Source organism: Mesorhizobium sp. B1-1-8 (assembly GCF_006442795.2).
GTDB lineage: Bacteria > Pseudomonadota > Alphaproteobacteria > Rhizobiales > Rhizobiaceae > Mesorhizobium.
In genome coordinates this window covers 4,216,200-4,240,294 of record NZ_CP083956.1, presented here as the reverse complement: position 1 = coordinate 4,240,294, position 24,095 = coordinate 4,216,200, and the positions used below count along the sequence as shown (strand labels likewise).

27 protein-coding genes are annotated in these 24,095 nt (G+C 63.6%); 13 read left to right on the top strand and 14 right to left on the bottom strand.

Translation table 11 applies throughout. From position 1 onward, the window contains the following. The first annotated feature begins 14 nt into the window (after positions 1–14). The 5 genes from FJ974_RS20610 (at position 15) to FJ974_RS20590 (ending at position 5,452) form a co-directional block, all read left to right on the top strand. A complete protein-coding gene (locus FJ974_RS20610) occupies positions 15–1,202 on the top strand; it encodes an amino acid ABC transporter permease (RefSeq protein ID WP_140536601.1) in 1,188 nt (395 codons plus the stop codon). 4 nt (positions 1,203–1,206) lie between these two features. Then, entirely contained in the window at positions 1,207–2,364 is a 1,158-nt protein-coding gene (locus tag FJ974_RS20605) for an amino acid ABC transporter permease (protein WP_140536599.1), read from the top strand. A gap of 80 nt (positions 2,365–2,444) precedes the next feature. Next, a complete protein-coding gene (locus FJ974_RS20600) occupies positions 2,445–3,248 on the top strand; it encodes an amino acid ABC transporter ATP-binding protein (protein WP_140536596.1) in 804 nt (267 codons plus the stop codon). A gap of 154 nt (positions 3,249–3,402) precedes the next feature. Then, complete coding sequence (locus FJ974_RS20595) at positions 3,403–4,077, top strand: response regulator (protein WP_140536594.1); 675 nt, start codon at positions 3,403–3,405, stop codon at positions 4,075–4,077. Continuing rightward, positions 4,064–5,452: a sensor histidine kinase gene (locus tag FJ974_RS20590; protein ID WP_140536591.1), complete on the top strand. Its 1,389-nt coding sequence runs from the start codon at positions 4,064–4,066 to the stop codon at positions 5,450–5,452. The genes FJ974_RS20595 and FJ974_RS20590 overlap by 14 nt, the downstream gene beginning before the upstream one ends. Before the next feature lie 6 nt (positions 5,453–5,458). On the opposite strand, the gene FJ974_RS20585 is transcribed toward FJ974_RS20590, so the two are convergent. The 3 genes from FJ974_RS20585 to FJ974_RS20575 all read right to left on the bottom strand — a co-directional run bounded on the left by FJ974_RS20585 (position 5,459) and on the right by FJ974_RS20575 (position 8,277). Then, positions 5,459–6,337, bottom strand: a complete 879-nt coding sequence (locus FJ974_RS20585; RefSeq protein WP_140536589.1) for an ABC transporter permease — start codon at positions 6,335–6,337, stop codon at positions 5,459–5,461. Between the two features lie 11 nt (positions 6,338–6,348). Next, complete coding sequence (locus FJ974_RS20580) at positions 6,349–7,158, bottom strand: ABC transporter ATP-binding protein (protein ID WP_140536586.1); 810 nt, start codon at positions 7,156–7,158, stop codon at positions 6,349–6,351. A gap of 105 nt (positions 7,159–7,263) precedes the next feature. Then, positions 7,264–8,277, bottom strand: coding sequence for an ABC transporter substrate-binding protein (locus FJ974_RS20575; protein ID WP_140536583.1), 1,014 nt, complete (start codon positions 8,275–8,277; stop codon positions 7,264–7,266). Between the two features lie 200 nt (positions 8,278–8,477). Between FJ974_RS20575 and FJ974_RS20570 the strand changes: the two genes are divergently transcribed. Next, positions 8,478–9,143: a TIGR02117 family protein gene (locus tag FJ974_RS20570; RefSeq protein WP_140536581.1), complete on the top strand. Its 666-nt coding sequence runs from the start codon at positions 8,478–8,480 to the stop codon at positions 9,141–9,143. Here FJ974_RS20570 and FJ974_RS20565 read toward each other — a convergent pair. The 4 genes from FJ974_RS20565 to FJ974_RS20550 all read right to left on the bottom strand — a co-directional run bounded on the left by FJ974_RS20565 (position 9,140) and on the right by FJ974_RS20550 (position 11,294). Then, positions 9,140–9,463: a BrnA antitoxin family protein gene (locus FJ974_RS20565; protein ID WP_140536578.1), complete on the bottom strand. Its 324-nt coding sequence runs from the start codon at positions 9,461–9,463 to the stop codon at positions 9,140–9,142. The two genes, FJ974_RS20570 and FJ974_RS20565, sit on opposite strands and share 4 nt — an antisense overlap. Next, positions 9,441–9,740: a BrnT family toxin gene (locus tag FJ974_RS20560; protein WP_140536576.1), complete on the bottom strand. Its 300-nt coding sequence runs from the start codon at positions 9,738–9,740 to the stop codon at positions 9,441–9,443. The genes FJ974_RS20565 and FJ974_RS20560 overlap by 23 nt, the downstream gene beginning before the upstream one ends. 62 nt (positions 9,741–9,802) lie before the next feature. Then, complete coding sequence (locus FJ974_RS20555) at positions 9,803–11,038, bottom strand: FAD-dependent monooxygenase (protein WP_140536573.1); 1,236 nt, start codon at positions 11,036–11,038, stop codon at positions 9,803–9,805. A gap of 10 nt (positions 11,039–11,048) precedes the next feature. Then, positions 11,049–11,294: a zinc-finger domain-containing protein gene (locus FJ974_RS20550; protein ID WP_140536571.1), complete on the bottom strand. Its 246-nt coding sequence runs from the start codon at positions 11,292–11,294 to the stop codon at positions 11,049–11,051. 237 nt (positions 11,295–11,531) lie between these two features. On the opposite strand from FJ974_RS20550, the gene FJ974_RS20545 reads away from it, so the two are divergent. Together FJ974_RS20545 and ppx are read left to right on the top strand one after the other, a co-directional pair. Then, positions 11,532–13,727: an RNA degradosome polyphosphate kinase gene (locus tag FJ974_RS20545; protein WP_140536568.1), complete on the top strand. Its 2,196-nt coding sequence runs from the start codon at positions 11,532–11,534 to the stop codon at positions 13,725–13,727. After that, complete coding sequence (gene ppx / locus FJ974_RS20540; protein ID WP_140536566.1) at positions 13,724–15,259, top strand: exopolyphosphatase; 1,536 nt, start codon at positions 13,724–13,726, stop codon at positions 15,257–15,259. The genes FJ974_RS20545 and ppx overlap by 4 nt, the downstream gene beginning before the upstream one ends. A gap of 4 nt (positions 15,260–15,263) precedes the next feature. Here ppx and FJ974_RS20535 read toward each other — a convergent pair whose 3' ends face one another. From FJ974_RS20535 to FJ974_RS20520, 4 genes are all read right to left on the bottom strand, one after another. Next, complete coding sequence (locus FJ974_RS20535; protein ID WP_140536563.1) at positions 15,264–15,674, bottom strand: DoxX family protein; 411 nt, start codon at positions 15,672–15,674, stop codon at positions 15,264–15,266. Positions 15,675–15,812: 138 nt separating this feature from the next. Next, positions 15,813–16,235 carry a DoxX family protein gene (locus FJ974_RS20530; protein WP_140536561.1) on the bottom strand — a complete coding sequence of 141 codons (423 nt, stop codon included), beginning with the start codon at positions 16,233–16,235 and terminating at the stop codon, positions 15,813–15,815. Positions 16,236–16,425: 190 nt separating this feature from the next. Further along, complete coding sequence (gene fumC / locus FJ974_RS20525) at positions 16,426–17,823, bottom strand: class II fumarate hydratase (protein ID WP_140536558.1); 1,398 nt, start codon at positions 17,821–17,823, stop codon at positions 16,426–16,428. A 232-nt stretch (positions 17,824–18,055) separates the two neighbouring features. Next, the gene (locus FJ974_RS20520) at positions 18,056–18,823 is read right to left on the bottom strand and encodes an NIPSNAP family protein (protein ID WP_140536556.1); all 768 of its coding nucleotides are present in this window, start codon (positions 18,821–18,823) and stop codon (positions 18,056–18,058) included. A gap of 82 nt (positions 18,824–18,905) precedes the next feature. On the opposite strand from FJ974_RS20520, the gene FJ974_RS20515 reads away from it, so the two are divergent. Then, a complete protein-coding gene (locus FJ974_RS20515; protein ID WP_140536553.1) occupies positions 18,906–19,598 on the top strand; it encodes a TetR/AcrR family transcriptional regulator in 693 nt (230 codons plus the stop codon). Positions 19,599–19,651: 53 nt separating this feature from the next. Here FJ974_RS20515 and FJ974_RS20510 read toward each other — a convergent pair whose 3' ends face one another. Together FJ974_RS20510 and FJ974_RS20505 are read right to left on the bottom strand one after the other, a co-directional pair. After that, positions 19,652–20,245, bottom strand: a complete 594-nt coding sequence (locus tag FJ974_RS20510; RefSeq protein WP_140536551.1) for a hypothetical protein — start codon at positions 20,243–20,245, stop codon at positions 19,652–19,654. A gap of 67 nt (positions 20,246–20,312) precedes the next feature. Continuing rightward, the gene (locus FJ974_RS20505) at positions 20,313–20,492 is read right to left on the bottom strand and encodes a CsbD family protein (RefSeq protein ID WP_140536548.1); all 180 of its coding nucleotides are present in this window, start codon (positions 20,490–20,492) and stop codon (positions 20,313–20,315) included. Between the two features lie 229 nt (positions 20,493–20,721). Here FJ974_RS20505 and FJ974_RS20500 point away from each other — a divergent pair, with 229 nt between their 5' ends. The 4 genes from FJ974_RS20500 to FJ974_RS20485 all read left to right on the top strand — a co-directional run bounded on the left by FJ974_RS20500 (position 20,722) and on the right by FJ974_RS20485 (position 23,397). Then, positions 20,722–21,375, top strand: a complete 654-nt coding sequence (locus FJ974_RS20500; RefSeq protein ID WP_181177229.1) for a glutathione S-transferase family protein — start codon at positions 20,722–20,724, stop codon at positions 21,373–21,375. An 80-nt stretch (positions 21,376–21,455) separates the two neighbouring features. Continuing rightward, positions 21,456–22,211, top strand: coding sequence for an SDR family NAD(P)-dependent oxidoreductase (locus FJ974_RS20495; protein WP_140536543.1), 756 nt, complete (start codon positions 21,456–21,458; stop codon positions 22,209–22,211). An 86-nt stretch (positions 22,212–22,297) separates the two neighbouring features. Continuing rightward, on the top strand, positions 22,298–22,618 hold the full coding sequence (locus tag FJ974_RS20490) for an ArsR/SmtB family transcription factor (protein WP_140536540.1): 321 nt from the start codon (positions 22,298–22,300) through the stop codon (positions 22,616–22,618). After that, complete coding sequence (locus tag FJ974_RS20485; protein ID WP_226891315.1) at positions 22,615–23,397, top strand: SRPBCC domain-containing protein; 783 nt, start codon at positions 22,615–22,617, stop codon at positions 23,395–23,397. Before FJ974_RS20490 ends, FJ974_RS20485 begins: the two co-directional genes overlap by 4 nt. Positions 23,398–23,412: 15 nt before the next feature. Here FJ974_RS20485 and FJ974_RS20480 read toward each other — a convergent pair whose 3' ends face one another. Further along, positions 23,413–24,039, bottom strand: coding sequence for a TetR/AcrR family transcriptional regulator (locus FJ974_RS20480; RefSeq protein ID WP_140536538.1), 627 nt, complete (start codon positions 24,037–24,039; stop codon positions 23,413–23,415). Between the last annotated feature and the right edge of the window lie 56 nt (positions 24,040–24,095).

Here is a 24,095-nt window from a genome sequence, read left to right as displayed (position 1 = left end):
CAGGGGATGGTCGCATGGCTTCGCAGGAAATCCTACGCGAGGAGCCGAGCCGCGGCTCCTTCGTCAATGACCCGAAAATACGCAGTCTCTTCTTCCAGACGCTGGTGATCATCCTTTTGTTCGGCTCGATCTACTGGATCGTGCTGAACGTTATCGATAACCTTCACCGTCTCCACATCGCGTCGGGCTTCGGCTTCCTCAGGGGCAGGGCAGGCTTCGATATCTCCGACACGCCGATCGCCTACACGTCAGATTCGACCTATTTCCGCGCCATCGTCGTCGGCCTCCTCAACACGATCATCATTGCCGTTGCCGGCATCGTCATTGCCACCATCGTCGGCTTCATCATCGGCATCGGCCGGCTGTCGCACAACTGGCTGATCCGCAAGATCTGCACCGTCTATGTCGAGATCTTCCGCAATATTCCGCCGCTGCTCGTCATTTTCTTCTGGTATTCGGGCGTGCTGGCCGTGCTGCCGCCGCCGCGCGAGAGCATTCATCTGCCGTTCGGCTCCCTCCTCAACCAGCGCGGCTTCTATTTTCCGCGCGCTATCTGGGGTGCTGGCTCCTGGCTGATCCTGGTCGCGCTCCTTGTGGCGATTGCCATGGCCTGGTTCGTCGCCCGCATGGCGCGCCAGCGGCAGATGGCGACCGGTCAGCAATTCCCGGTGTTCTGGACCTCCGCCGCGCTGATTGTCGGCCTGCCGGTGCTTGCCTTCCTGCTTGCCGGCATGCCGCTCGCCTTCGATTTTCCGAAACAGTCGACCTTCAACCTGACCGGCGGCTTCCTGCTCAAGCCGGAATTCCTGTCGCTCTTGCTGGCGCTCTCCTTCTACACGGCAGCCTTCATCGCCGAGATCGTGCGCGCCGGCATCAGGGGCGTCAGCAAAGGCCAGACCGAGGCGGCCGCGGCACTCGGCCTGCGCTCCAGCCCGATCCTGCGCCTTGTCGTGGTGCCGCAGGCCATGCGCATCGTCATTCCGCCGATGACCAGCCAATACCTGAACCTGACCAAGAACTCCTCGCTGGCGATCGCCATCGGCTATCCCGATCTCACCGCCACCGCCGGCACGGTCCTCAACCAGACGGGGCAGGCGGTTGAGGGCGTCTTCATCATGATGATTGCCTATCTGGTGCTGAGCCTCGTCACCTCGGCGGTCATGAACGTGGTCAATGCCAGAATGGCGCTGGTGGAGAGGTAGGGCCATGCAGGAACACGATATGTCCTGGGTGCGCACCGAAATGGCGCTGGCCGAACCCGCGCCGCTAAGCGTGCGCGGCCCTGTCGCCTGGGTGCGCAAGAACCTCATCGGATCGGTCGGCGACACGATCCTGACCGTGCTTGGCATCGCCATCGTTGCGATGATCCTGCCGCAGGTCATCAACTGGGCTTTCATCAACGCCCAGTGGACCGGGCCGAACCGCACCGTCTGCGCCACCGTCGCGCAAGGCGGCATCCAGCCGGATGGCTGGAGCGGCGCCTGCTGGGCCTTCGTCAACGCCAAGTTCGGGCAGTTCATCTTCGGCACCTATCCGATCGAAGAGCGCTGGCGGCCGATCCTGGTTGCGGTCCTGCTGGTGGTTCTTTTGGTGCCGATGCTGATCCCGCGCGTGCCGCGCAAGGGGCTGAACGCGATCCTGCTCTTCCTGGTGCTTCCGGTCGTCTCCTTCTTTCTGCTGTCCGGCGGCGTGTTCGGGCTGCCGCATGTCGAGACCTCGCGCTGGGGCGGCCTCCTGGTCACGCTCAGCCTCTCCTTCGTCGGCATTGTGGTATCGCTGCCGCTGGGCACGGTGCTGGCGCTCGGCCGCCGATCGAAAATGCCGATCGTCAAGCTCCTGTGTGTCATCTTCATCGAGTTCGTGCGCGGCATTCCGCTGATCACGGTGCTGTTCTTCGCCAGCGTCATGCTGCCGCTGTTCCTGCCGGAGGGCGTGACCTTCGACAAGTTCCTGCGCGCGCTGATCGGCGTGTCGCTGTTTGCCGCCGCCTACATGGCCGAAGTGGTGCGCGGCGGCCTGCAGGCGATCCCGAAGGGTCAGTATGAGGGCGCCGATTCGCTCGGCCTCGGCTATTGGCAGAAGATGGGCCTGATCGTGCTGCCGCAGGCGCTGAAGCTGGTCATCCCGGCCATCGTCAACACCTTCATCGGCATGTTCAAAGACACCAGCCTGGTGCTCATCATCTCGATCTTCGACCTGTTGGGCGTGGTCAAGCAGAACCTGTCGGACGCCAACTGGGCGACGCCGCAAACGGCGAAATCCGGCCTGATCTTCGCCGCCTTTGTGTTCTGGCTGTTCTGCTTCGGCATGTCGCGCTATTCAATGTATACCGAACGCCGGCTCGACACCGGCTACAAACGCTGATGCATGTCGCCCAGAAATGTGTAGCGGTTTTGGGGTAACGACATGCATCAAAATCCAACGATAAAAAGGGGAACCCGGCCATGGCCACCGAAAACGCCGTCAGCGCGGAAGAAATCAAGGTCGATGCCAAGAAGATGCACATCTCGACCACCGATGTCGCCATCGACATCATCGCCATGCACAAATGGTATGGCGAGTTCCATGTTCTGAAGGACATCAACCTCAAGGTGATGCGCGGCGAGCGCATTGTCATCTGCGGCCCGTCCGGCTCCGGCAAGTCGACCATGATCCGCTGCATCAACCGCCTGGAGGAGCACCAGAAGGGCAAGATTATCGTTGACGGCAAGGAACTCACCAACGATCTGAAAAAGATCGACGAGGTGCGCCGCGAGGTCGGCATGGTGTTCCAGCACTTCAATTTGTTCCCGCATCTGACCATCCTGGAAAACTGCACGCTGGCGCCGATCTGGGTGCGCAAGACGCCGAAGAAGCAGGCCGAGGAAATCGCCATGCATTTCCTCAAGCGCGTGAAAATCCCGGAACAGGCCAACAAATATCCGGGTCAGCTCTCCGGCGGCCAGCAGCAGCGCGTGGCGATCGCCCGCTCGCTATGCATGAACCCGCGCATCATGCTGTTCGACGAGCCGACCTCGGCGCTCGATCCGGAAATGATCAAGGAAGTGCTGGAGACCATGGTTGGGCTGGCCGAGGAAGGCATGACCATGCTCTGCGTCACCCACGAGATGGGTTTCGCCCGCAAGGTCGCCAACCGCGTGATCTTCATGGACCAGGGCCAGATCGTCGAGCAGAACACGCCGGCCGAGTTCTTCGACCATCCGCGCCATGAGCGCACGAAGCTGTTCCTGTCGCAGATCCTGCACTGAGCGGTCCTGCACCATTCAGCAGAGCCCGGCCGCGCCACGGCCGGGCTCTTTTTCGTTCGTCCGGGAGCCGGCGATTGCGCTTTTGCGCAGGTGCTGATGTTCTTATACGCCGCAAGGCAGCCAACCTCACGCAAGGCTGCGGACGGAACGAGTGATGCGCATTCTGCTTGCCGAAGACAATCGCGAATTGTCGACCTGGCTTTCCCGCCTGCTCAGGCGCGATAATTACGTGATCGACTGCGTCTATCGCGGCGACGACGCCGACGCCGCGCTCGCCAGCCAGGACTATGCGCTGGTGATCCTTGACCTTGCGCTGCCGCATCTCGATGGCATCGAAGTGCTGCGCCGGCTGCGCGGCCGCGGCAGCACGACGCCGGTCATCATCCTCACCGCCAACGACGCCGTCTCCAGCCGCGTGCGCGGCCTCGACAGCGGCGCCGACGACTACCTGGTCAAGCCTTTCAACGTCGATGAGTTCGAGGCGCGTGTGCGTGCCCAGCTTCGGCGGGGCAGGGCGAATTTCGATCCCGTGGTGCGCTTCGGCAGCCTTGCCTTCGACACGCACGGTCGGACTTTCATGCTGGGCGAGACGCCGCTTCACCTGACGGGCAGGGAACATGCCGTTCTCGAAACGATGATCCTGCGCGCGGGCCGGCCTGTGCAGAAGACGGTGCTCGCCGAGAACATCTTCGGCTTCGATGACGAGACCAATCCCAACGCGCTCGAGATCTGCATCCACCGGGTCCGCAAGAAGCTCGAAGGCAGCGGAGTGGGCATCACCACGCTGCGCGGTCTTGGCTACGCGCTCCGGATCGATGATGCCAAGTAGAAGCCTGCAGCGCGAACTGCTTGCCTGGCTGGTCGTGCCGCTGACGGCGGTCGTCTCGTTCAACGTCTGGACGACCTATTGGAACGCGGCCGAAACCGCTGACCTGATCACCGACCGCACGCTGCTGGCGTCCGCCAGGGTGATCGCCGAGAACATCCGCGAGAATGATGGGGTGCTCGAAGCGCCGATCCCGCCGGCGGCGCTCGAAATGTTCGCCTCCGATCCGCCCGACCGCGTCGTCTACCGCGTGGCGACGCCGCGCGGCCGGATCATTGCAGGGTATCCCGACGTGATCGCGCCGCCGGGGGAGCCTGTCGGCCTCGAGCCGGTCTATTTCCAGACCAGGTTTCGCGAGCAGCCGATGCGCGCGGTCGCCATTGCCCAGCCGATCGTCAGCGCGCAGAACCCGGGCAGCGCGATCGTCGCCGTCGGGCAGACGCTGCGGGCGCACGACCAGCTGATGACCAGCCTGTGGCTGAAGGCGCTGCGCGATCAGGTGCTGCTGGTGGCGGCGGCCGGCCTGCTTGGCGTCTTCGGACTGCGCCGCGGCCTGGCGCCCATTCTCAGGCTCCGCAATGATGTGGTGGAGCGTGATCCGGCGGAACTCAAGCCGTTCGCCGCCAACGCCGTGCAGAGCGAGTTGCGGCCGCTGGTCGAGGCGCTCAACGAGGCGTTCGAGCGCATCCAGCGGCAGATGGCGGCGCAAAGACGCTTCGTCGCCAATGCCGCGCATCAACTGCGCACCCCGCTGGCGCTCCTGAAGACACAGGTTGGCGTCGGCTTGCGCGAGAAGGGTGTTGCCGCCAAGGAGGAAGCTTTGGCCGCCGCCGACAGGTCGGTCGACGGCATGGCACGGCTGTCGAACCAGCTCTTGTCGCTGGCCCGTGCCGAGCAAGGCAGCTCGTCGCTGATGAAGTCGGAAGTCGATTTCGGCGCCGTGGCCAGGGATGCGCTGGAGGGACTGACGCAAGCGGCGCTGTCGCGGCACATCGACCTCGGGTTCGAGGCCGAGGAAGAGGGGCTTGTCGTGTGGGGCCATCCGACGCTGTTGCGCGAACTTGTCATCAACCTCGTCGACAATGCCCTGCGCTACACGCCGGAGGGCGGCTCGGTGACCGCACGGATCGGCCGCGATGGCGAGCGGGTTGTGCTGCGGGTCGAGGATACCGGGCCGGGCATTGCCGAAGCGGACCGGGAGAAGGTGTTCGAACGCTTCTATCGCGGCGCCGATGCCGGCAGCGAAGGCACCGGCCTCGGCCTCGCCATCGTGCGCGAGATCGTCTCATCGCATGACGGTGAGATTGTGCTTTCCGGGCGGCAGCCGCCGCCCGGACTGAACGCATGTGTCAGTTTGCCGGCATACCGGCAGGACTGATCGGGCTCACTGGGTCTCGTGCAGCGGCTGCGGCCGCCATTTCGCCAGCCGGTTCTCGACCATCGTCATCAGGTACTCGGCGCCCAGCGCCACCACCATGACGATGACGATCGCCGCATACATGCCGGCCGCGTCGAAGGAGCCCTTGGCGATGTTGATCAACAGGCCAATGCCGTAGCGCGAGCCGACAAACTCGCCGACGATGGCGCCGATGATGGCGAAGCCGAAGCTGACATGCAGGCTGGCGAAGATCCAGCTCATCGCCGATGGCACGATGACCGAACGGGTCAACTGCCAGTCGGAAGCCCCAAGGATGCGGGCATTGGCGATCATCGCCCGGTCGGCCTCGCGCACGCCCTGGAAGGCGTTGTGGAAGACGACGAAGAAGACCATGATGAAGGCCAGCGCCACCTTCGAGGCAAGCCCGAGGCCCAGGATCATGATGAAGATCGGCGCCAGCACCACACGCGGGATGGAATTGATCACCTTGATGTAGATGGAGAAGATATCGGCGGCCATGCGGTTGCGGCCGAGCGCGACGCCGATGATGATGCCGGCCACCGACCCGGTGACGAAGCCCAGCACCGATTCCTCCATGGTGACATAGAGGTGGTACCAGAGCGGGCCTTCCGACGTTCCCTCGGTCGCCCATTCGTAGAGGCGTCCGGCTATCGTGCTCGGCATTGCGTAGAAGAAGGGATCGATCCAGGCCATGCGGCCGGCGATTTCCCACAAGCCGAGGAAGGCGATCAGGATGGCAATGCGCCAGAACATCACCATGCGGCGGCGATGCTGTGTAGCCTTGGCGGCGGCCGCCTCGATTTCCGCATCCGAAGTGCCGGGCCTGAAGGCTCCGTTGCTGATGTTGATGGTAGCGTCTGTCATGCAAGCCTCCCTTACGCGGCCGCGCGGGCATAGCTGGTCTCGACCTCTTCCTTGAGGTCGGCCCAGATGGTGCGCGAATAGTCGATGAAGCTCTGCTCGTAGCGGATGTCGGCGACGACGCGCGGGCGCGGCAGGTCGATCGTGTAGACCGATTTCACCGTCGCCGGTCCTGCCGTCAGCACATAGACCTTGTCGGCCAGCGCGATCGCCTCCTCGAGATCGTGGGTGACGAAGACCACTGAGGCCTTTGCGTCGGACCACAGGCGCAAAAGCTCCTCATGCATCATCACGCGGGTCTGCACGTCGAGCGCCGAGAAAGGCTCGTCCATGAGCAGGATCTCGGGGCCGTTGATGAAGGTCTGGGCCAGCGCCACGCGCTTGCGCATGCCGCCGGAAAGCTGGTGCGGATAGTGCTGCTCGAAACGCACAAGGCCGACGCGTGCCAGCCAGTCGCGGGCCGCCGCCTGGGCTTCCGCCTTCGGCTTGCCGCGAAACAGCGGTCCGGCCATGACATTCTCGATCACCGTGCGCCAGGGAAACAGCGCGTCGGTCTGGAACACGAAGCCGATGCGCGGGTCGATGCCCTTGACCGGCGCGCCCATGACGCGGACCTCGCCGGCGCTCGGGCTGGCAAGCCCGGTGACCAGGTTGAGCGTCGTCGACTTGCCGCAGCCCGTCGGCCCTACCACGGCGACGAATTCGCCGCGCTCGACCGTCATGGTGAAATCACGGATCGCCGTCAGCGATTTGCCGGTGGGGGAAAGGAAGCGACGGCTGACATTGATCAGCTCGATCGCCGGAGCGATCTTTTCGGTGGCCATGATGCGCATACTCCAAGAACAGGCGATCGCCGCGCGGGGATCACCGGACGTAGAAACAGGTTTGGGCGCCGGCGCGAGGTCGAACCCCTCGCGCCGGCCGGTTCGCTATTTCACGTTCTTCACGAATTCCGTGGTGTAGGTCTTGGAGAGGTCGATCTGCTTGCCCTGCAGTTCCTTCTTGAATGCCGAAAGAACCGCGAGCACCGTCTCCGGGCCGCCCTGCGGCATGACGCCGTCGGCGGTGAACATCGCCTTGCCCGCGTCGAGCGCCTTCACATAGCCTTCCTTGTCGCCGACATAGTAGTCTTTCGGCATCTTGTCGGCGATCTCGGCACCGCTATGCGTGTTGATGAACTGCAGCGTCTTGACGAAGGCGTTGGCAAGCTTCTGCACGGTGTCCTTATGGGCGTCGACCCACTCGGTCTGCATGTAGAGCGATGCAGCCGGATAGGTGCCGCCGAGCGCGGCCTTGGTGCCTTCCACGGTGCGCATGTCGATGAGAACCGACGCCTCGCCGGTCTTGAGCAGCCGGGTGATCGTCGGCTCGGTCGTCATGCCCGCCTGGATCTTGTCCTGCTGCATGGCCGCAATGAAGGTGTTGCCGGCGCCGACCGGCACCGATGTGAAATCGCCAAGCTTCAGGCCGTTCTTCACAGCGAGATACTCGGTGAGGAAATTGGTGGAGGAACCGAGGCCGGTGACGCCGAGGTTCTTGCCTTTGAAGTCGGCCGGCGACTTGATCTCAGGGTGCTTCGTCGAGACGAGCTCGACCTCGCCGGGCGCCTGGCTGAACTGGACGACGGATTCGACGAACTTTCCCTTGGCCTGCAGGTCGATGCTGTGGTCATAGAAGCCGACCACGCCCTGCACGGCGCCGGCCAGCATCTCGTTCTCGGCATCTACGCCGGCCGGCTCGTTGAGCAGCTCGACGTCGAGGCCCTCGTCCTTGAAATAGCCGAGCGCCTCGGCAAGCTTGGCGGGCAGGTAGATCTGTTTTTCGTAGCCGCCGACCATGATCGAGATCTTGTCGGCGGCGTGCGCCGACGGCGCGGACAGGGCAAGCGTGGCGACAAATACGGTGGTGGCGGCAGAATCGAGCAGTGTTCGCGCGAGCGACATGGCCTCTTCCCTTGGTTCGTTTCCTCGCATCCCTCTCTTCTCCCATCGCTTTTGCGACATTTGCGGGGACGCATGCCGATGTCTATGTCATCAACCTTTCATCAACCTTTCAAAAGCCGGCACCCTGCCAATACGGCCGATCGAAGCCGGTGTACTGCGTGCAAACCGTGCTATGAGGGCAAATCTCCAGTCGGTGCCGCATGAGAAAACTCGGTCATTTCCTGGCCATGCTGATCGTGGCAGTGGTGCTTGCCGGGTTGCTCGGCACCCTGGTGCCGCGCCCGCTGTGGCCGGCGGCGGCCGCGGGCGAGGGCACCCGCCACATACTGGTGCTGAGGAACCCGATCCACACCGACATCGCCATTCCTGTCGATGACGGCGTGCGCCGGCGCTTTCACTTCCTGGCCGATGCCGGTCTGCCCATCGATGCGCCGAGCGCACGCTATCTCGTCTTCGGCTGGGGCGGCCGCGCCTTCTATCTGGAGACGCCGACCTGGTCGGAGCTGAAGGCCGTGCCGGTGCTGAAGGCGCTGACTGTGGACGCCTCGGTAATGCATGTCGACGTCGCCGGGGCGGTTCTGGAGCCGCATCCCGATGTCGCCGGCTTCGATATCGACGGAGAGCATTTTTCAGCACTCCTCGACTATATCGCCGCGAGCTTCCAGCAGCGCCCGAACGGGCCGGTGGTCATCGACAATGCCGGCTATTCGAGGTTCGACCGCTTCTACGAAGCCAACGGCCACTTCAACGCGCTGGTCGGCTGCAACACCTGGACCGCGGCCGGCTTGCGCACCGCCGGCCTGCGCACCGGCTGGTGGAACCCGCTGCCGGTGTCGCTATGGTGGTCGATGGGGTTGTATGATTAGCCGGCCTTACGGTCCTGCTTCGTCACATATTCGCGCAGTGCCTTGTTGATTGCGCTTTGATAGCCACGACCTTCCGGCGTGTGCTCTTTGAACCAAGCAATAACATCAGAATCAAGACGCAGCGTCAGCTGCTGCTTGGTCGGTTTGAAATACCGATTTCGGACGGCCTTCCGCCAGAACTCTTCCGTCAATTCCGGAATATCGCTGGTGTCGACATCCTCCTCCGGTCGCGCCTTCAGAACTGCGATTTCAGCCTTCTGGGCTTCGGTCAGCGGTGGTGGATTTGTCGGATCGAATTTATATCGAACGGTTTTGCTCATAACGTCTTCTTTCCGCTTTCGTCGCCCGCCGTGCCGAAATGATCCGGACCACTTCTATCCCGTCTTCTTCTCGGTCGGCGTGGGCCACCAATAACACCAGCGCGCCGTCAACCAAGCCTGTGGTTTGCCATCTGTATTCACCGTTCTCGACTCTATCCTGCTCCATCAACGCGAAGGGATCGGCGAAAACGCGAACGGCAGTCTCGAAAGTGACTCCATGTTTGCGCAGATTTGAGTTGGCCTTTTCCAGATCCCATTCAAATCGGAATTCTTCCATATAACGTAACCATAAAAATGTAACTACAGACAGTCGTTACGTCAAGGACTTGCCACGACGTCCTACCGCCTCAAAATCTTCCGCTCTTCCCACCCATACAGCCAGTCCAGGTCCGCCGCGAGTTTCTCCGGCGGACGCGTTGTCAGCACCAGGTTACGCGCCAGCGCCACTGGCCCCCAGGCATGCCAAGCCAGCCTGTTGAGCGCGCCGCGCTTCAACACCTTTTCCACACGCGGCCGCCTGAGGTTCTCCCAGATCGTCAGGCTTTGCTGTGGGTTGCCGGGAAAGTCGGCAATAAGCCCGGCAAGCATCGCCGCATCCTCGATCGCCATGGCCGCACCTTGGGCCGCGAAGGGCGTCATCGCATGCGCGGCATCGCCGATGAGCGCGATCCCCTCCGGTATCGTCCAGCGTCGCTGTTCGACGGTGTGGATCGGGAACGCCGTCCACGGGCCGGCCAACGCGACGAGCCTTGCCAGCGCCGGCGCGGTGCTCCGCATGGCCCGAGCGAGGATGCCGGGGTCGACATGTCCCGACCAGCCTTCTGCAATCCGCTCGCCCTTGGTGAAGGCGGCAAGGTTGAAGGCGCTGCCCTTGCTCACCGGATAGGCGACCATGTGGAAGCCGGGATGCAGGAAAGTCGTGACGCAGTCGGCGGCGCCGACCGCGGCAAAGGCCTGTCCGGCGGCGCTCTCCGCCGTTACGGTGGAGCGCCAGGCAAGCTCGCCCGAGAAGCGGCTTTTTGCAAAACCGGGTTCCTTGCCGGCAAGTTGCGCGAGTACCGACGACCAGACGCCGTCGGCGCCGACCAGCAGGCCGCCACTGGTTTCGATGGTGCGGCCGTCGGCGTCGGCTGTCACTGTTATAGTGTGCGGCCCCGCACTGATGCCGGTCACCCGCGCGCCGATGACGAGTTCGATCTCGGGCCGTTGCGCGACCTCAGCCGTCAACGCTGCCTGCAGATCGGCCCGGTGCGCCACCAGATAAGGCGCGCCCCAGCGTCGTTCCCCGGCCTCTCCCAGCGGCACGCGCGCCAGCTCGCGCAGGGTGGCTGCATCCTTCAGCACCACCGCTTCCGGCCTGATGGCGTTGGGCATCAGCCGGTCAAGCACGCCGAGATTGCGCAGGATGCGGGTTGCGTTGGGGGAAAGCTGGAGGCCGGCGCCGGCGGCTTCCAGCTGTCTTGCCTGTTCCAGCAGCGTGACGGGATGGCCGCGCTCGGCAAAGGCGAGCGCCGCCGTCAGTCCCGCGATGCCGGCCCCGGCGATGACAATCTGCCGGGACCGCGTCTCGTCCATGAGCGGAGCGTCAGGCGGCCTGGTCGATATAGAGGCAGCCGGGCGGTTGCGTTTCCGTCGTCTTCAGCGTCGGCGAATAGCGGTAGAGCGTCGAGCAATAGGGGCAGACTTTCTCATTGTCATCGCCCATATCGAGGAACACATGCGGATGGTCGAAAGGCGGATTGGCGCCGGTGCACATGAATTCCTTGACGCCGATCTCGATTACCGGATGGCCCGCATCGTTCTGGAAATGGGGAATGGAACCGCCTGCCATCATCGTCTCCCGATTTGAATGCGCCTGATTTCGGCCCGTTTGCATCTGGATCATAACCGGCCTGTTTGCAAGATCGATGAAATCAAACTGTTGCAAAAGCCTGCCAGAGGGTAGTTTAAGCCGGCAGACGCATGATCCCGAAAACGGAATCGGTTTACGGGAATTTTTGTACGCCGGCATCAGACCCGGCGCATCAACCAGGATCGCGCCGTCGCGGCCAACCGTCGAGTGGGAACCATGAACGAACTGAAGCCGGTGCAGAGCGAGTTCATCACCGTCGAGGCTGCAAACCCAGAAGGCGGCAATCCCGACCGTTTCGTCAACCGCGAATTCTCCTGGCTGCAATTCAACCGGCGCGTTCTGGAAGAGTCGCTGAACGAACACCATCCTTTGCTCGAACGCGTCCGCTTCCTGTCGATTTCAGCCGCCAATCTCGACGAATTCTTTATGGTGCGCGTCGCCGGCCTCGCCGGCCAGGTGCGCGAGGGCATCACGCTGAGGAGCCCTGACGGGCGCACGCCCGAACAGCAGCTCGAACAGCTGCTGCGCGAGGTCGAGCGCCTGCAGGAGGACCAGCAGAAGAGCCTGTCGACGCTGATGGAACTGCTCAACAGGGAAGGCATCGAGAGCATCACCCGCGACGGGCTGACCAAGGAGGAGAAGCTCTGGCTGGAAGAGCATTTCCAGGAACAGGTTTTTCCGGTGCTGACGCCGCTGTCGATCGACCCGGCGCATCCGTTCCCGTTCATCCCCAATCTCGGCTTTTCGATCGCGCTGCAGTTGCGCCACCGCAGGAACGGCGAGGAGATGAGCGCGCTCTTGCGCCTGCCGGTGGCGCTGAAGCGCTTCATCCGCCTGCCGGACCGCAAGCACCATGTCCGCTTCATTCCGCTGGAGGAAGCGGTCGGCCTCTATATCGGCAAGCTCTTTCCTGGCTATGAGGTCAAAGGCTCCGGCACGTTCCGCATCATCCGCGATAGCGATATCGAGGTCGAGGAGGAGTCGGAAGACCTCGTGCGCCTGTTCGAGACCGCGCTGAAGCGCCGTCGCCGCGGCTCCGTCATCCGTATCGAATTCGACGTGCTGATGCCGCCCCAATTGCGCGACTTCGTCGCCGGCGAGCTTGGCGTCTCGTCGAGCCGCATCAGCGTGCTCACCGGCCCGCTGGCGCTCAGCCAGATCTCCGAGATTGTCGCCGTGCCACGCGACGACCTCAAATTCGTCCCCTATAATCCGCGTTTTCCCGAGCGCATCCGCGAGCATCGCGGCGACTGCATGGCCGCCATTCGTGAGAAGGACATCATTGTCCACCACCCTTACGAATCCTTCGACGTCGTGGTGCAGTTCCTGCGCCAGGCGGCGGCCGATCCGGAAGTGGTGGCGATCAAGCAGACGCTTTACCGCACCTCCAACGACAGCCCGATCGTGCGCGCTCTGGTCGACGCGGCCGAGGCCGGCAAGTCGGTGACGGCGCTGGTCGAGCTCAAGGCGCGTTTCGACGAAGAGGCCAACATCCGCTGGGCGCGCGACCTCGAGCGCGCCGGCGTCCAGGTCGTGTTCGGCTTCCTGGAGTTGAAGACCCACGCCAAGATGTCGTTGGTCGTGCGCCGCGAGGACGGCAAGCTGCGCAATTACGTGCATCTCGGCACCGGCAACTATCATCCCGTCACCGCCCGCATCTACACCGACCTGTCCTTCTTCACCACCGATCCGATGATCGCGCGCGACGTCGCGCAGCTCTTCAATTTCATCACCGGCTATGCCGAGCCGGCGCAGGAGATGCGCATTGCCGTATCGCCCTTCACCCTGCGCAACCGCATCCTGAAGCACATCACCGACGAGATCACCCATGCGCGCGAGGGCCGGCCCGCCCGCATCTGGATGAAGATGAACGCGCTGGTCGACCCGATCATCATCGACGCGCTCTATGATGCCAGCCGGGCCGGCGTCGAGATCGACCTTGTCGTGCGCGGCATCTGCTGCCTGAGGCCGCAGGTGCCCGGCCTTTCCGAGAACATCAGGGTGAAATCGATCGTCGGCCGCTTCCTCGAGCACAGCCGCATCTATTGCTTCGGCAACGGCCATGGCATGCCCGCCGACGGGGCGATCGTCTACATCTCGTCTGCCGACCTGATGCCGCGCAATCTCGATCGCCGCGTCGAGACGCTGGTGCCGATCACCAATCCGACTGTGCATGAACAGGTGCTTGGCCAGATCATGCTGGGCAACGTCATGGACAACCAGCAAAGTTTCGACGTATTGGCTGACGGCACCTCCCGGCGCGTTGTGCTGGAAGAGGGCGAGGAGCCGTTCAACGCGCAGGAATATTTCATGACCAATCCGAGCCTCTCCGGACGAGGCGATGCGCTGAAATCGCATGCGCCCAGGCGCATCGCTCAGTTCAAGCGCCGCAAGAAGAACGCCGCCGCGTGATTTCTGTATCCCAGGGCCGGCTTCAGGACCGGCGGCCGTTATCGATCATCGATATCGGATCGAACTCGATCCGACTTGTCGTCTATGAAGGGTTGGCGCGCTCGCCGACGCTTCTGTTCAACGAAAAGATGCTGGCCGGTCTCGGCCGCGGCATCGTTTCGACGGGCAAGCTCGACCCCGAGGCGGTGATGCGCTCGATGGAGGAGTTCCGCCGTTTCCGCGCGCTTTCCGACCAGGCGGGCGCCGAGCACATGTATGTGCTGGCCACCGCGGCCGCGCGCGAGGCGGTCAACGGCCCCGATTTCATCCACCGCGCCGAAGATGTGCTGAAGACCGAGATCCGGGTGCTTTCCGGCCGCCAGGAAGCGCATTATTCCGCGCTCGGCGTCATCTCCGGCTTCCATCCGGCCAACGGCATCGCAGGCGACCTTGGCGGCGGCAGCCTGGAGCTGATCGACATCAATGGCGAGGCGATCGGCGACGGCATCACGCTGCCGCTCGGCGGCCTGCGCCTGCAGGACATGGCGAAGAACTCGCTGGTCCAGGCGCAGAAGATCGCCCGCCAGGAACTGGCGCGAGCGAAGCTTTTGAAGGGCGGGCAGGGCAGGGTCTTTTATGCAGTCGGCGGCACCTGGCGAAACCTCGCCCGGCTGCACATGGAGATGAACAACTACCCGCTCGGCGTGATGCATCACTACGAAATATCGGCCGACAGCGCCCAAATCTTCCTAAAGCAGGTTGCGAAGGGCGAGGTCGAAAAGGTCAGGGGCATCGAGGGCGTCTCCAAGAACCGCCGCTCGCTGCTGCCCTACGGCGCCGTCGTGCTGCAGGAGATCATGGCGGCGATGCAGCCCTCGAAGATCATCGTCTCGGCGCAGGGCGTGCGCGAAGGCTTCCTCTATTCGCTGCTCGACGCGGCGGAGCAGAAATCCGATCCGCTGATATCGGCGGCCGAGGAGCTTGCCCTGCTGCGCTCGCGCTCGGTCCACCACGCGCACGACCTCGTCGAATGGACGGGCAAGGCGTTCAGGGCCTTCGGCATCGACGAGACCGTGGATGAGGCGCGCTACCGCCATGCCGCCTGCCTGCTCGCCGATATCGGCTGGCGCGCGCATCCCGAATATCGCGGCAGGCAGTCGCTCAACATCATCGCGCACGCATCCTTCATCGGCGTCGATCATCCCGGCCGCGCCTATCTGGCTTTAGCCAGCGCCTACCGCCACGACGGCATTTTCAACGATAACATCGCGCCCGAGATCAAGGCGCTGGCGCCGCCGCGCCTGCTCGAGCGCGCCCGTGTGCTGGCGGCGATGATGCGTGTCATCTACCTGCTGACGGCGGCGATGCCGGGCGTCATGCCGCGGTTGAAATGGGAGACCCGGCCCAACGGCTCGCTGGCGCTGGTGCTGCCGGCCTCACTCGCCGACCTTTATGGCGAGCGCCCCGCCGGCCGGCTGGCGCAGTTGGCGAAGATCACCAACCGCAGGTTGGTGCTGGCGGTCGAAGGCGGCCCGAGCGTTTCGGTGAAATAGGGCGTCAGGTTACCTCTGTGCCACGCCCGTCGGCCGACCAGGCACCGGCGCCAGCCATGGCGAGCGCCAGGAAGCCGCCGGTAACGGCAATATCCTTCATCAGCATCTGCTGGTGCATGAAAGCGAGTGTCGCATCATCGGCGCCCTGGCCGTAGTGACCGATGAAGCCGGCTGCGATCGAGAAGGCGGCAAGCAAGAGCGCCACGATCCGCGTCTGGAAGCCAACCAGGACCAGAAGCCCGGCGATCGTTTCGAACAGGCCGGTGCCCCAGGCGGCCAGCGCCGGCAGCGGCAGGCCGAGACCGGTGAAATAGCTGGTCGTGCCGGCGATATTGGTGAGTGCCTGGAAACCGGAGGGCACGAACAACGCAGCGAGCAGAAGCCGCGAGACAAGAAGCAATGCGTTGCGGGGCATTGGTCACCTCCCTTGCCGGCATCATGCCGGCTGCCGGCCAGTCTACGCCCACAACCGGAAAACGAAAAAGCGGCGCGGAAAATTCCGCACCGCTTTCGTTTCAGTTTGGGAGGAAGGCTTCAGTATGGGAGGAAAAGATCAGCCGCGCTTGGCGTCGATCGAATAGGCGCCGGCGCCCGACGAGGCCAGCAGGATGAAGCCGCCGGTGATGGCAAGGTTCTTGAGGAACTGGATCATCTGCATCTGGTCGGCCCAGCCGGTATGAGCGACCAGCCCGGTGGCAATCGTGAAGATGGCGAGCACCCAGGCGGCGATCCGCGTCTGGAAACCGACGAGAATGGCAAGGCCGCCGAGCAGTTCGATGAGACCGACAACCACCGCCGTCACGGTCGGCAACGGCAGGCCGAGGGCGCCGAAATAGCCAGCGGTGCCGGAAATGGCTGTGAGCTTGCCGAAGCCGGAAAGCAGGAAGATGACGGCGAGCAGGATGCGTCCGAGCAGGATCGTGGTGGAGCTGTTGGATGCGGCGCCGGTACCGGCGGCGGAAGTGTTGATTGACATGGCGAGTCTCCGAATGGCGTTTGAATGCCCAGTCAGATAGACGACGAAGACTGTTCACCAAAGACGCCTATGCGGCGACACATTGTTCACAGATTTATGTTCCGCGATCTAGGCAACCGGCGCGAAATTCATGTCGCCAGCTTCGGCTGCGGGGGAAAATTGTCCCGCCGCCAAAAATGTCTCTCAGCGTTCACCCCGGATGCGTCATGTCCTCGGGCCGGACCAGCCGGTCGTAATCGGCTTCGCTGACCAGCCCGGTGGCGAGCGCCTCCTCGCGCAGCGTCGTGCCGTTCTTGTGCGCGGTCTTGGCGATCTTGGCGGCATTGTCGTAGCCGATGGTCGGCGCGAGCGCCGTCACCAGCATCAGCGAGCGGTCGAGCGCCGCTTTGATGTTGTCCTCACGCGCTTCGATGCCGACGATGCAATTGTCGGTGAAGGACACGCAGGCGTCGGCGAGCAGCTGCACCGATTGCAGGAAATTGTAGGCCATCAGCGGATTGTAGACATTGAGCTCGAAATGGCCCTGGCTGCCGGCAAAGGTCAGCGCCGCATTGTTGCCGAACACCTGCACGCAGACCTGCGTCAACGCCTCACACTGGGTCGGATTGACCTTGCCCGGCATGATCGAGGAACCGGGCTCGTTTTCCGGCAGCGACAGCTCGCCGAGGCCAGAGCGCGGGCCGGAGCCGAGGAAGCGGATGTCGTTGGCGATCTTGAACAGCGCCGCCGCCGCCGCGTTGACGGCGCCGTGCGAGAACACCATGGAATCATGGGCGGCCAGCGCCTCGAACTTGTTCGGCGCCGTGACGAAGGCTATGCCGGTAATAGTGGCGATGCGGTCCGCCACCTTCTCGGCAAAGCCGACCGGCGCGTTGAGGCCGGTGCCGACGGCGGTGCCGCCCTGCGCCAGTTCCTGTAGGGCGGGCAGGGTCAATTCGATGCGCTTGATCGACGAGCCGACCTGCGCGGCATAGCCTGAAAATTCCTGGCCCAGCGTCAGCGGGGTTGCGTCCTGCGTGTGGGTGCGGCCGATCTTGATGATGTGATTGAAGTCCCGGCTCTTGGCGGCGAGCGCCTTGTGCAAATGGTGCAGGGCAGGGATCAAATCATGCACGATCCGCTCGGCGCAGGCGATATGCATGGCCGTCGGGTAGGTGTCGTTCGACGATTGGCTCATATTGACGTGGTCGTTGGGGTGCACCGGCTTCTTCGAGCCCAAGACGCCGCCGAGCAATTCGATCGCCCGGTTGGAGATCACCTCGTTGGCGTTCATGTTGGATTGGGTGCCGGAGCCGGTCTGCCAGACAACCAGCGGAAAATGCTCGTTGAGCTTACCGTCGATCACTTCCTGCGACGCCTCGACGATCGCCTTGCCGATCGCAGGATCAAGCCGCTTCATCTCGATGTTGACCTCGGCCGCGGCGCGCTTGACGATGCCCAGGGCCCGCACGATCGAAGCCGGCTGCTTTTCCCAACCGATCTTGAAATTGCCCAGCGAACGCTGCGCCTGCGCGCCCCAGTAGCGGTCGGCCGCGACCTCGATTGGACCGAATGTATCGGTTTCGGTTCTGGTCTTCTCAGCGCTCACGGGAAGTTCTCCGGTCTGTCGATTGGGCAAGGGCGTATCGCGTTGCACAAATGGCATCAAGCGGAGATTGCGGACGGGGAGGGTGCAAATCGGTTGAAGGTGCACCTCTTCTCCCTGTGAGAGAAAATGGTTCGGCGCGCAGCGCCGAGACGGATAAGGGTGGCGAAGGAATGAGGCATCGATGATGCTGCCGCCCGTAGCGGCTGGATGAAAGGGTGCGCCAAGCCGGAGCCTAGCGCAGTAACGATCGCGCTGTCGGTGAAAGCCGCAGAATTTCCGTTGGCTTCGCGAGGTCCGCTTCAGCCCGGCCCAGAAAAGCCTGCCATACCGGCGAAGCGGTAAGGTCGGCTCGCGCGGTTTCATCGTCGAATCCGGTGACGGCGATGAAGACGTTCTCGCCCGCCCGCACCGGCAAGCGCGGAAACGTATTTTCGGCATGCTCACTGACGAGGGCGCCGAGCAGCCGCGCGCCGTTCGCGCCGAATAGCGGTACGGCTTCGGCTTTGAAACGCTCGGCAAAACCGGCCTCGCCACCGGGTCGCAAATAATGAATCCGGATCTCAATAAAACCTGGCAAGTGACTCCCGCTGCTCGGATTTTCGGCTGGGCCCAAGGCCGGCCGCCGCAGCCCCGACAAATCAAAGCCGCCGACGCGCCAGGCGGGTCTGAGCAGCAGCACATCGTCGGAATCGATCATCGTCGCATTAGCGGCGTCGCGATGCGCCGCCCAGACCGGGCCGTCATAGAAGGCGGTCAGCGCGTTCTCCCTGGCTGCCATGTCCTCGAAACCGCGCAACCAGACGAACATGTCGGGACGGTCGCGGTCGCGGAACTGGCCGATGATGGTCATGCCGGTGGCTTCCTGGCTCTCGATGAACTCGCGGTCGAAGAGCGCAATCAGTGTTTCGCGCCGGCCGGGCTTCAGCGTGTATTGACGAAGCTCCACCACCGGCGACGCAAGCCGAGAGGTTTCCGAGACATCATTCAGCGCAGCAGCCATTGCTCATTTCCAAAACAGGTTGACCATCCGGTTTGTAAAACAGACTGATTGTCCTGTTTTGTCAACCTGCTATGGTTTGGAAATGTCAGTAGAGAATCCAGTCCGGCCCAAAACCTCGGGCCGCAAACGCACCAACGACCCCGAAGGCCTGCGCCGCCGCGTGCTCGACGTGGCCGAAGACTCCTTCCAGGCGCGCGGTTATCACGCTTCCAGCCTCGGCGACCTGATGGCGGCGGCCGGCGTTACCGGCGGCGCGCTGCATCACCATTTCCCGACCAAGAAGGCGCTGGCTTTGGCGGTGATCGAGGAACGGGTGGCGGCCGCGGTCGAAGAGACATGGATCGCGCCGGTGCTTGCGGCACCCTCGGCACGCCGAGGCGTGCGCGCAGTGTTCGAGGCAGTGGCGGCGGAACTGGAACGGCAGGGTTTCGTACGCGGCTGCCCGCTCAACAATTTGGCGCATGAATTGTCGCTTGCCGATCCGGATTTCCGCTCGGCCCTGGCACGGATTTTCGCCGGCTGGCGGCAAGCGATCGCCGGCAAGGTGCGGGCCGATCAGGCGGCCGGCGGAGAGATTGGGACTGATCCAGACCGCTTCGCCGCACTGATGGTCGCCGCCTATTCCGGCGCCATGTCGATGGCGAAAACCGCGCAGGATGCCAGGATACTGAGCGAGTGTCTGAACGGGTTGGAGGAGGTCGAGCGCCCGCCATCACAGAGCGTTTCGGTGGCAAGGCGTCGCCGCAGGGTGTTGCGACGGCAGACAATCCGTTGATGTCGGCCAGATAGAGGGGTGTAAAGGGATCGCCTGCGATCGATGCCTCAAGCCTATTCCGGCAGCGGCTTGATCGTCTCGAATCCCACCTGGCTTTGCGCGCTGGTGCCTTCATCATACCGCCGTGCCAGCACGGCCTGCAGGTCGGGCGAATAGAGCGCCGTAAAAGTGTCGATAACCGCGCCGGTATCGCTGGTGGTCGTCTCGCTCACCGCCAGCACAGAGTATTTGCATTCGCCGAGGCTGAGCGTCTCCTTGCCCTTGACGGCGAGCGCCAGCGTTTCGGTGCCCTTCGGCGCCTTCTTCGTCGACAGTTGCACAAACTCGGTCTTGCTCTTGGCGCCGGCCTTCAGCGGAAACAGCTTTTTGATGTCGCCAAGCGGGATCATCGACAGCCGGCCGGTGTCGCTGTCGCGAAACACCTCGATCAGCCCGGCATAGAGATACTGCGTCTGCGGCGATTGCGACTGGTAGTTGTTGGCGACCGCGACCATGCCGCCCGGCGCCTGGCGGAACTCGCTGCGGATGCCCGGCTTTTCCAGCACGAAACCGGCTTTGGCGGATTTGGCATCGACACAAGGCGCGGCCTGCGCGGCACCGGTAAGCGACAGCATGGCGAGCGCCATGGCGATCGTTGAGGTCCTCATGACGGCGTCCTCCCCCTGGATGCGTATGGGCAAGCATTGCCTGAGCGGCGGCCCGCTGTCGACCCTATCACATCACTCTTTTGATCGCGGCTTTCATGTCGCCAAAGGCCTTCTGCACCTTGCCCGCGGCCTTGTCGGCCATGCCCCTGACTTGCATCCGACGGCTTCCCGTAGCTCTACCGACGGCCTGCCTGACGGAGCCCTTCACCTGCTTGGCCACGCCCGCGATCTGGTCCAGGTTCACCATCTCGGCATCTCTCCCGGAGATACATTAGCAAAGACAAACGGACGCGCGGGCTTTTGAGTTCCGCGGCATAACCTCCAATTGAGAAAATGTGGCGGGACCAATGCATGTCGCGCAAAAAGTGTGCAGCGGTTTTGCGAAAACGACATGCATCAAACAAAAGATGGCCGCAGAAACGCTTTGCCGCTTCGCCGGGCCATGGCTAATGTGCCACGAAAATCGGGGGACCATCTTGGCTGAATTCACCCTCCACATCGGCAACAAATGCTTTTCTTCTTGGTCGCTCAGGCCCTGGGTGGCGATGCGGCATCTGGAGATTCCGTTCGAGGAGGGCTTCGTGCGCCTGCGTACACCCGAAACCGCAGCCAACCTTGCCAAAGTTTCGCCGACAGGTATGGTGCCCGTGCTGAACCATAATGGCAGGATCGTCTGGGAAACCCTCGCCATTCTTGAATATCTGGCAGACCTGTTTCCGGAAAAGAAGCTTTGGCCGGACGATCTCGATGCCCGCGCGCTGGCGCGCTCGGTGGCGACCGAGATGCATTCCGGCTTCCGCGAGGTCCGCTACGGCTGGCCGATGAATTTGCGTCGTCCGAAGGCCCACAAGGCGCTCGATGCCGAGGGCGAGGCGCAACGGGCGCGCATCGAGGCGATCTGGCGGCAGTGCCGCGAGCAATATGGTGAGGGCGGGCCCTTTCTGTTCGGCCATTTCACCGCGGCGGACGCCATGTATGCGCCGGTCGTCACCCGCTTCGACACCTATGGCGGCGAGCTTGCGCCTGTCACCCGCGCCTATGTTGACGCCGTGCTGGCGACGCCGGCGATGCGGCATTGGTATGCCGAGGCGGCGAAGGAGCCGTGGTCGGAGCCTGGTCCGGACGAGTAAACCTCGCCAACGGGCTGGGCTTCCAGAACGGCGGGCGCGGCCTATCTGAAGCGGTGGGCCGGGCTCCTGGAGATATCATCATGACATCCGCTAATTCCCCACTCGTCGGCAAGGTTGCGCTCGTCACCGGCGCTTCGTCCGGCATCGGCGAGGCGACCGCCGCCGCCCTTGCCGAAGCCGGTGCCAAGGTGGCGGTAGCTGCCCGCCGTGCCGATCGCCTTCAAGCACTGGCCGGCCGCATCGAAAAGACCGGCGGTAAGGCGCTCACCATCGAAGCCGACATCGCCAAGGACGGCGATGTCACTGCCATGGTCGACAAGGTCGTCGCGCAATGGGGCAGGCTCGACATCCTCGTCAACAATGCCGGAATCATGCTGCTTTCGCCCGCTGCCGAGGCCAGTCTCGAGGATTGGCGCCGCATGATCGAGCTCAACCTGCTCGGCCTGATGGCCACGACCAAGGCCGCGCTGCCGCATCTGAAGACCGCCAAGGGCCACATCGTCAACGTGTCATCGGTGGCCGGCCGCGTCGCTAACCCAGGTGCGACCGGTTACGCGGCGACCAAGTTCGGCGTCGTCGCCTTTTCGGAGTCGCTGCGCCGCGAGGTCTATGCCGACAAGGTTCGCGTCACCGTCATCGAGCCCGGCCTGGTGCGCACCGAGCTCGGCGACCACATCACCAACGCGGAATTTAAGGCCGGACTGGAAAATCGCCTCGCCACCATGGAGGCGCTGACCGCCGGGGACATCGCCAACGCCATTCTCTACGCCGTCAGCCAGCCGCCGCGCGTCAACGTCAACGAGATCCTGATCCGTCCGACCGACCAGGAACGCTGATCGGGGCGATCGCATCGGGCGCCCGTCGAGGCGAATTGACCGGCGCCGCCAATTTGGCATAATATGTAACCATATGGATACGCATTATGCCGCAGGCTGAGCAGGACAGTTCCGTCTTTCGCGCCATCGCCGACCCGACGCGGCGCGCTATCCTCGACCGGCTGCGGCAGGGGCCGGCGCCGGTCAACGAACTGGCCTCCGCCTTCTCGCAGAGCCGGCCGGCGATTTCCAAGCATCTCAGGGTACTGCGCGAACTGCGCGTCGTTTCCGAGCAGAAAATCGGCCGCAAGCGGCTCTACCGGCTGGAGCCGGCGGAGCTGAAGGACATCGCCGACTGGATCCTGCCCTATCGCGATTTCTGGCAACAGAGCCTCGGCAATCTGAAATCCTATCTGGAGAACGAATGATGGCCAGCAACGACAGACCGCATGCGATTGCAGATGTTTCCGCCGGAACCGTCCTTGCCGCGGTGACGATCGCCGTGCCGCCCGAACGTGTCTTCCGCGCCATCACCGCCGAGAACCAGATCCCGCTCTGGTGGGGCGCGGACTCGATATACCGGACGACCAGACACACGGCCGATATCAGGCCGGGCGGCGCCTGGCGCTCGGAGGGCAGGGGCGCCGACGGCCATGAGTTCCATGTCCAGGGCGAGTATATCGAGGTCGAGCCGCCGCACCGCCTGGCCATGACCTGGAAGGCGCCATGGGATGGCGACAATGTCACCACCGTCACCTACACGCTGGAAGCGGTGGAGAACGGCACCCGGCTAACGCTGCGCCACGAAGGCTTTGGCCCGCGCAAGGACGCCTGCCGCGACCATGGCCATGGCTGGGAACGCGTGCTGGGCTGGCTGAGCGATTTCCTCGCCGGCGAGACCGGCATCAAGGCGCCCGGCATTTTCCATTGCCGGCTGATCCCGCCGCGCCCTGACTTCGCCTACACCCTGACCGATGACGAAAAGGCGTTGATGAAGCAGCACTCCGACTATCTTCGTGGCAAATTGGGTGAGGGCGGCGTCATCCTGTTCGGCCCGGTCGCCGATCCCGCCGGCCCATGGGGTCTCGGCATCGTGCGCGCTAAGGACGAGGCCGCCGCCAGGGCACTGACGGACGCCGACCCGACCGTCCAGTCGGGCCGCGGCTTCCGCTATGAGATCCTGCCGATGATGAGCACGATCATGTAGGGCATGCGGCTTAGGCTAGCTGCCCGGTTCCGGCCACAGCGTTTCCAGCATTTCCGGCAAAAGCTCTTCGAGCAGATGCGCGGAGCCCGCCTCCGGCGTCAGCCCCGAGAACTTGCCGTCCAGCGCCAGATGCGCAAAGCCGTGCACGGCCGACCATGCCGCAAGCAGCATCGCGCGGGCCCCGGTATCAAGTTCCGCATCCTCCGGCAGCCCGCGCAAGGCTGCGATCGTCTGTGCGATCGGCGTCTTGGCCTGTTCGGAGGCGGCCGCCAGACGTGCGTCGTCGGAAAGCAGCAGCTCGTGCCGGAACATCAGGTGGAAGCGGCCCGGAAAAGCCAGCGCAAAGCGCACATAGCCGACGCCCTGCCGCTTCAACCGGGCGGTCGGGTTGCCGGCCGTTCGTTCGATGTCGATATGCCGGGCAAGTTCCTGGAAGCCCAGAATGGCGACTTCGGTCAGCAGGCCGGCGGAGCTGCCGAAATGGTGCGCCGGCGCGGCGGGCGAGACGTGCGCGCGGCGTGCTGCCTCGCGCAGGCTGAAACCTTCGACCCCGCGCTCGGCCAGGATTGTGTCGGCCGCCCGGATCAGCGCCTCGCGAAGATCACCGTGATGATAGGCATCGCGTTCCGGCTTGTTGGTCATAGTTCCGCTCGAATTTTGATCTTTACACCGTACAGATTGCGCGGTAAAAACTTTGC

Coding starts and splice junctions, on each gene's coding strand:
- FJ974_RS20545 (WP_140536568.1), top strand. CDS start 11,532: ATGAACGAACTGAAGCCGGTGCAGAGCGAGTTCATCACCGTCGAGGCT.
- FJ974_RS20485 (WP_226891315.1), top strand. CDS start 22,615: ATGATGGCCAGCAACGACAGACCGCATGCGATTGCAGATGTTTCCGCC.
- FJ974_RS20510 (WP_140536551.1), bottom strand. CDS start 20,245: ATGAGGACCTCAACGATCGCCATGGCGCTCGCCATGCTGTCGCTTACC.
- FJ974_RS20585 (WP_140536589.1), bottom strand. CDS start 6,337: ATGACAGACGCTACCATCAACATCAGCAACGGAGCCTTCAGGCCCGGC.
- FJ974_RS20580 (WP_140536586.1), bottom strand. CDS start 7,158: ATGGCCACCGAAAAGATCGCTCCGGCGATCGAGCTGATCAATGTCAGC.
- FJ974_RS20560 (WP_140536576.1), bottom strand. CDS start 9,740: ATGGAAGAATTCCGATTTGAATGGGATCTGGAAAAGGCCAACTCAAAT.
- FJ974_RS20530 (WP_140536561.1), bottom strand. CDS start 16,235: ATGTCAATCAACACTTCCGCCGCCGGTACCGGCGCCGCATCCAACAGC.
- FJ974_RS20515 (WP_140536553.1), top strand. CDS start 18,906: ATGTCAGTAGAGAATCCAGTCCGGCCCAAAACCTCGGGCCGCAAACGC.
- FJ974_RS20570 (WP_140536581.1), top strand. CDS start 8,478: ATGAGAAAACTCGGTCATTTCCTGGCCATGCTGATCGTGGCAGTGGTG.
- FJ974_RS20555 (WP_140536573.1), bottom strand. CDS start 11,038: ATGGACGAGACGCGGTCCCGGCAGATTGTCATCGCCGGGGCCGGCATC.
- FJ974_RS20520 (WP_140536556.1), bottom strand. CDS start 18,823: ATGGCTGCTGCGCTGAATGATGTCTCGGAAACCTCTCGGCTTGCGTCG.
- FJ974_RS20505 (WP_140536548.1), bottom strand. CDS start 20,492: ATGGTGAACCTGGACCAGATCGCGGGCGTGGCCAAGCAGGTGAAGGGC.
- FJ974_RS20495 (WP_140536543.1), top strand. CDS start 21,456: ATGACATCCGCTAATTCCCCACTCGTCGGCAAGGTTGCGCTCGTCACC.
- FJ974_RS20535 (WP_140536563.1), bottom strand. CDS start 15,674: ATGCCCCGCAACGCATTGCTTCTTGTCTCGCGGCTTCTGCTCGCTGCG.
- FJ974_RS20595 (WP_140536594.1), top strand. CDS start 3,403: ATGCGCATTCTGCTTGCCGAAGACAATCGCGAATTGTCGACCTGGCTT.
- FJ974_RS20550 (WP_140536571.1), bottom strand. CDS start 11,294: ATGGCAGGCGGTTCCATTCCCCATTTCCAGAACGATGCGGGCCATCCG.
- FJ974_RS20590 (WP_140536591.1), top strand. CDS start 4,064: ATGATGCCAAGTAGAAGCCTGCAGCGCGAACTGCTTGCCTGGCTGGTC.
- FJ974_RS20565 (WP_140536578.1), bottom strand. CDS start 9,463: ATGAGCAAAACCGTTCGATATAAATTCGATCCGACAAATCCACCACCG.
- FJ974_RS20605 (WP_140536599.1), top strand. CDS start 1,207: ATGCAGGAACACGATATGTCCTGGGTGCGCACCGAAATGGCGCTGGCC.
- FJ974_RS20480 (WP_140536538.1), bottom strand. CDS start 24,039: ATGACCAACAAGCCGGAACGCGATGCCTATCATCACGGTGATCTTCGC.
- FJ974_RS20490 (WP_140536540.1), top strand. CDS start 22,298: ATGCCGCAGGCTGAGCAGGACAGTTCCGTCTTTCGCGCCATCGCCGAC.
- FJ974_RS20600 (WP_140536596.1), top strand. CDS start 2,445: ATGGCCACCGAAAACGCCGTCAGCGCGGAAGAAATCAAGGTCGATGCC.
- FJ974_RS20610 (WP_140536601.1), top strand. CDS start 15: ATGGCTTCGCAGGAAATCCTACGCGAGGAGCCGAGCCGCGGCTCCTTC.
- FJ974_RS20575 (WP_140536583.1), bottom strand. CDS start 8,277: ATGTCGCTCGCGCGAACACTGCTCGATTCTGCCGCCACCACCGTATTT.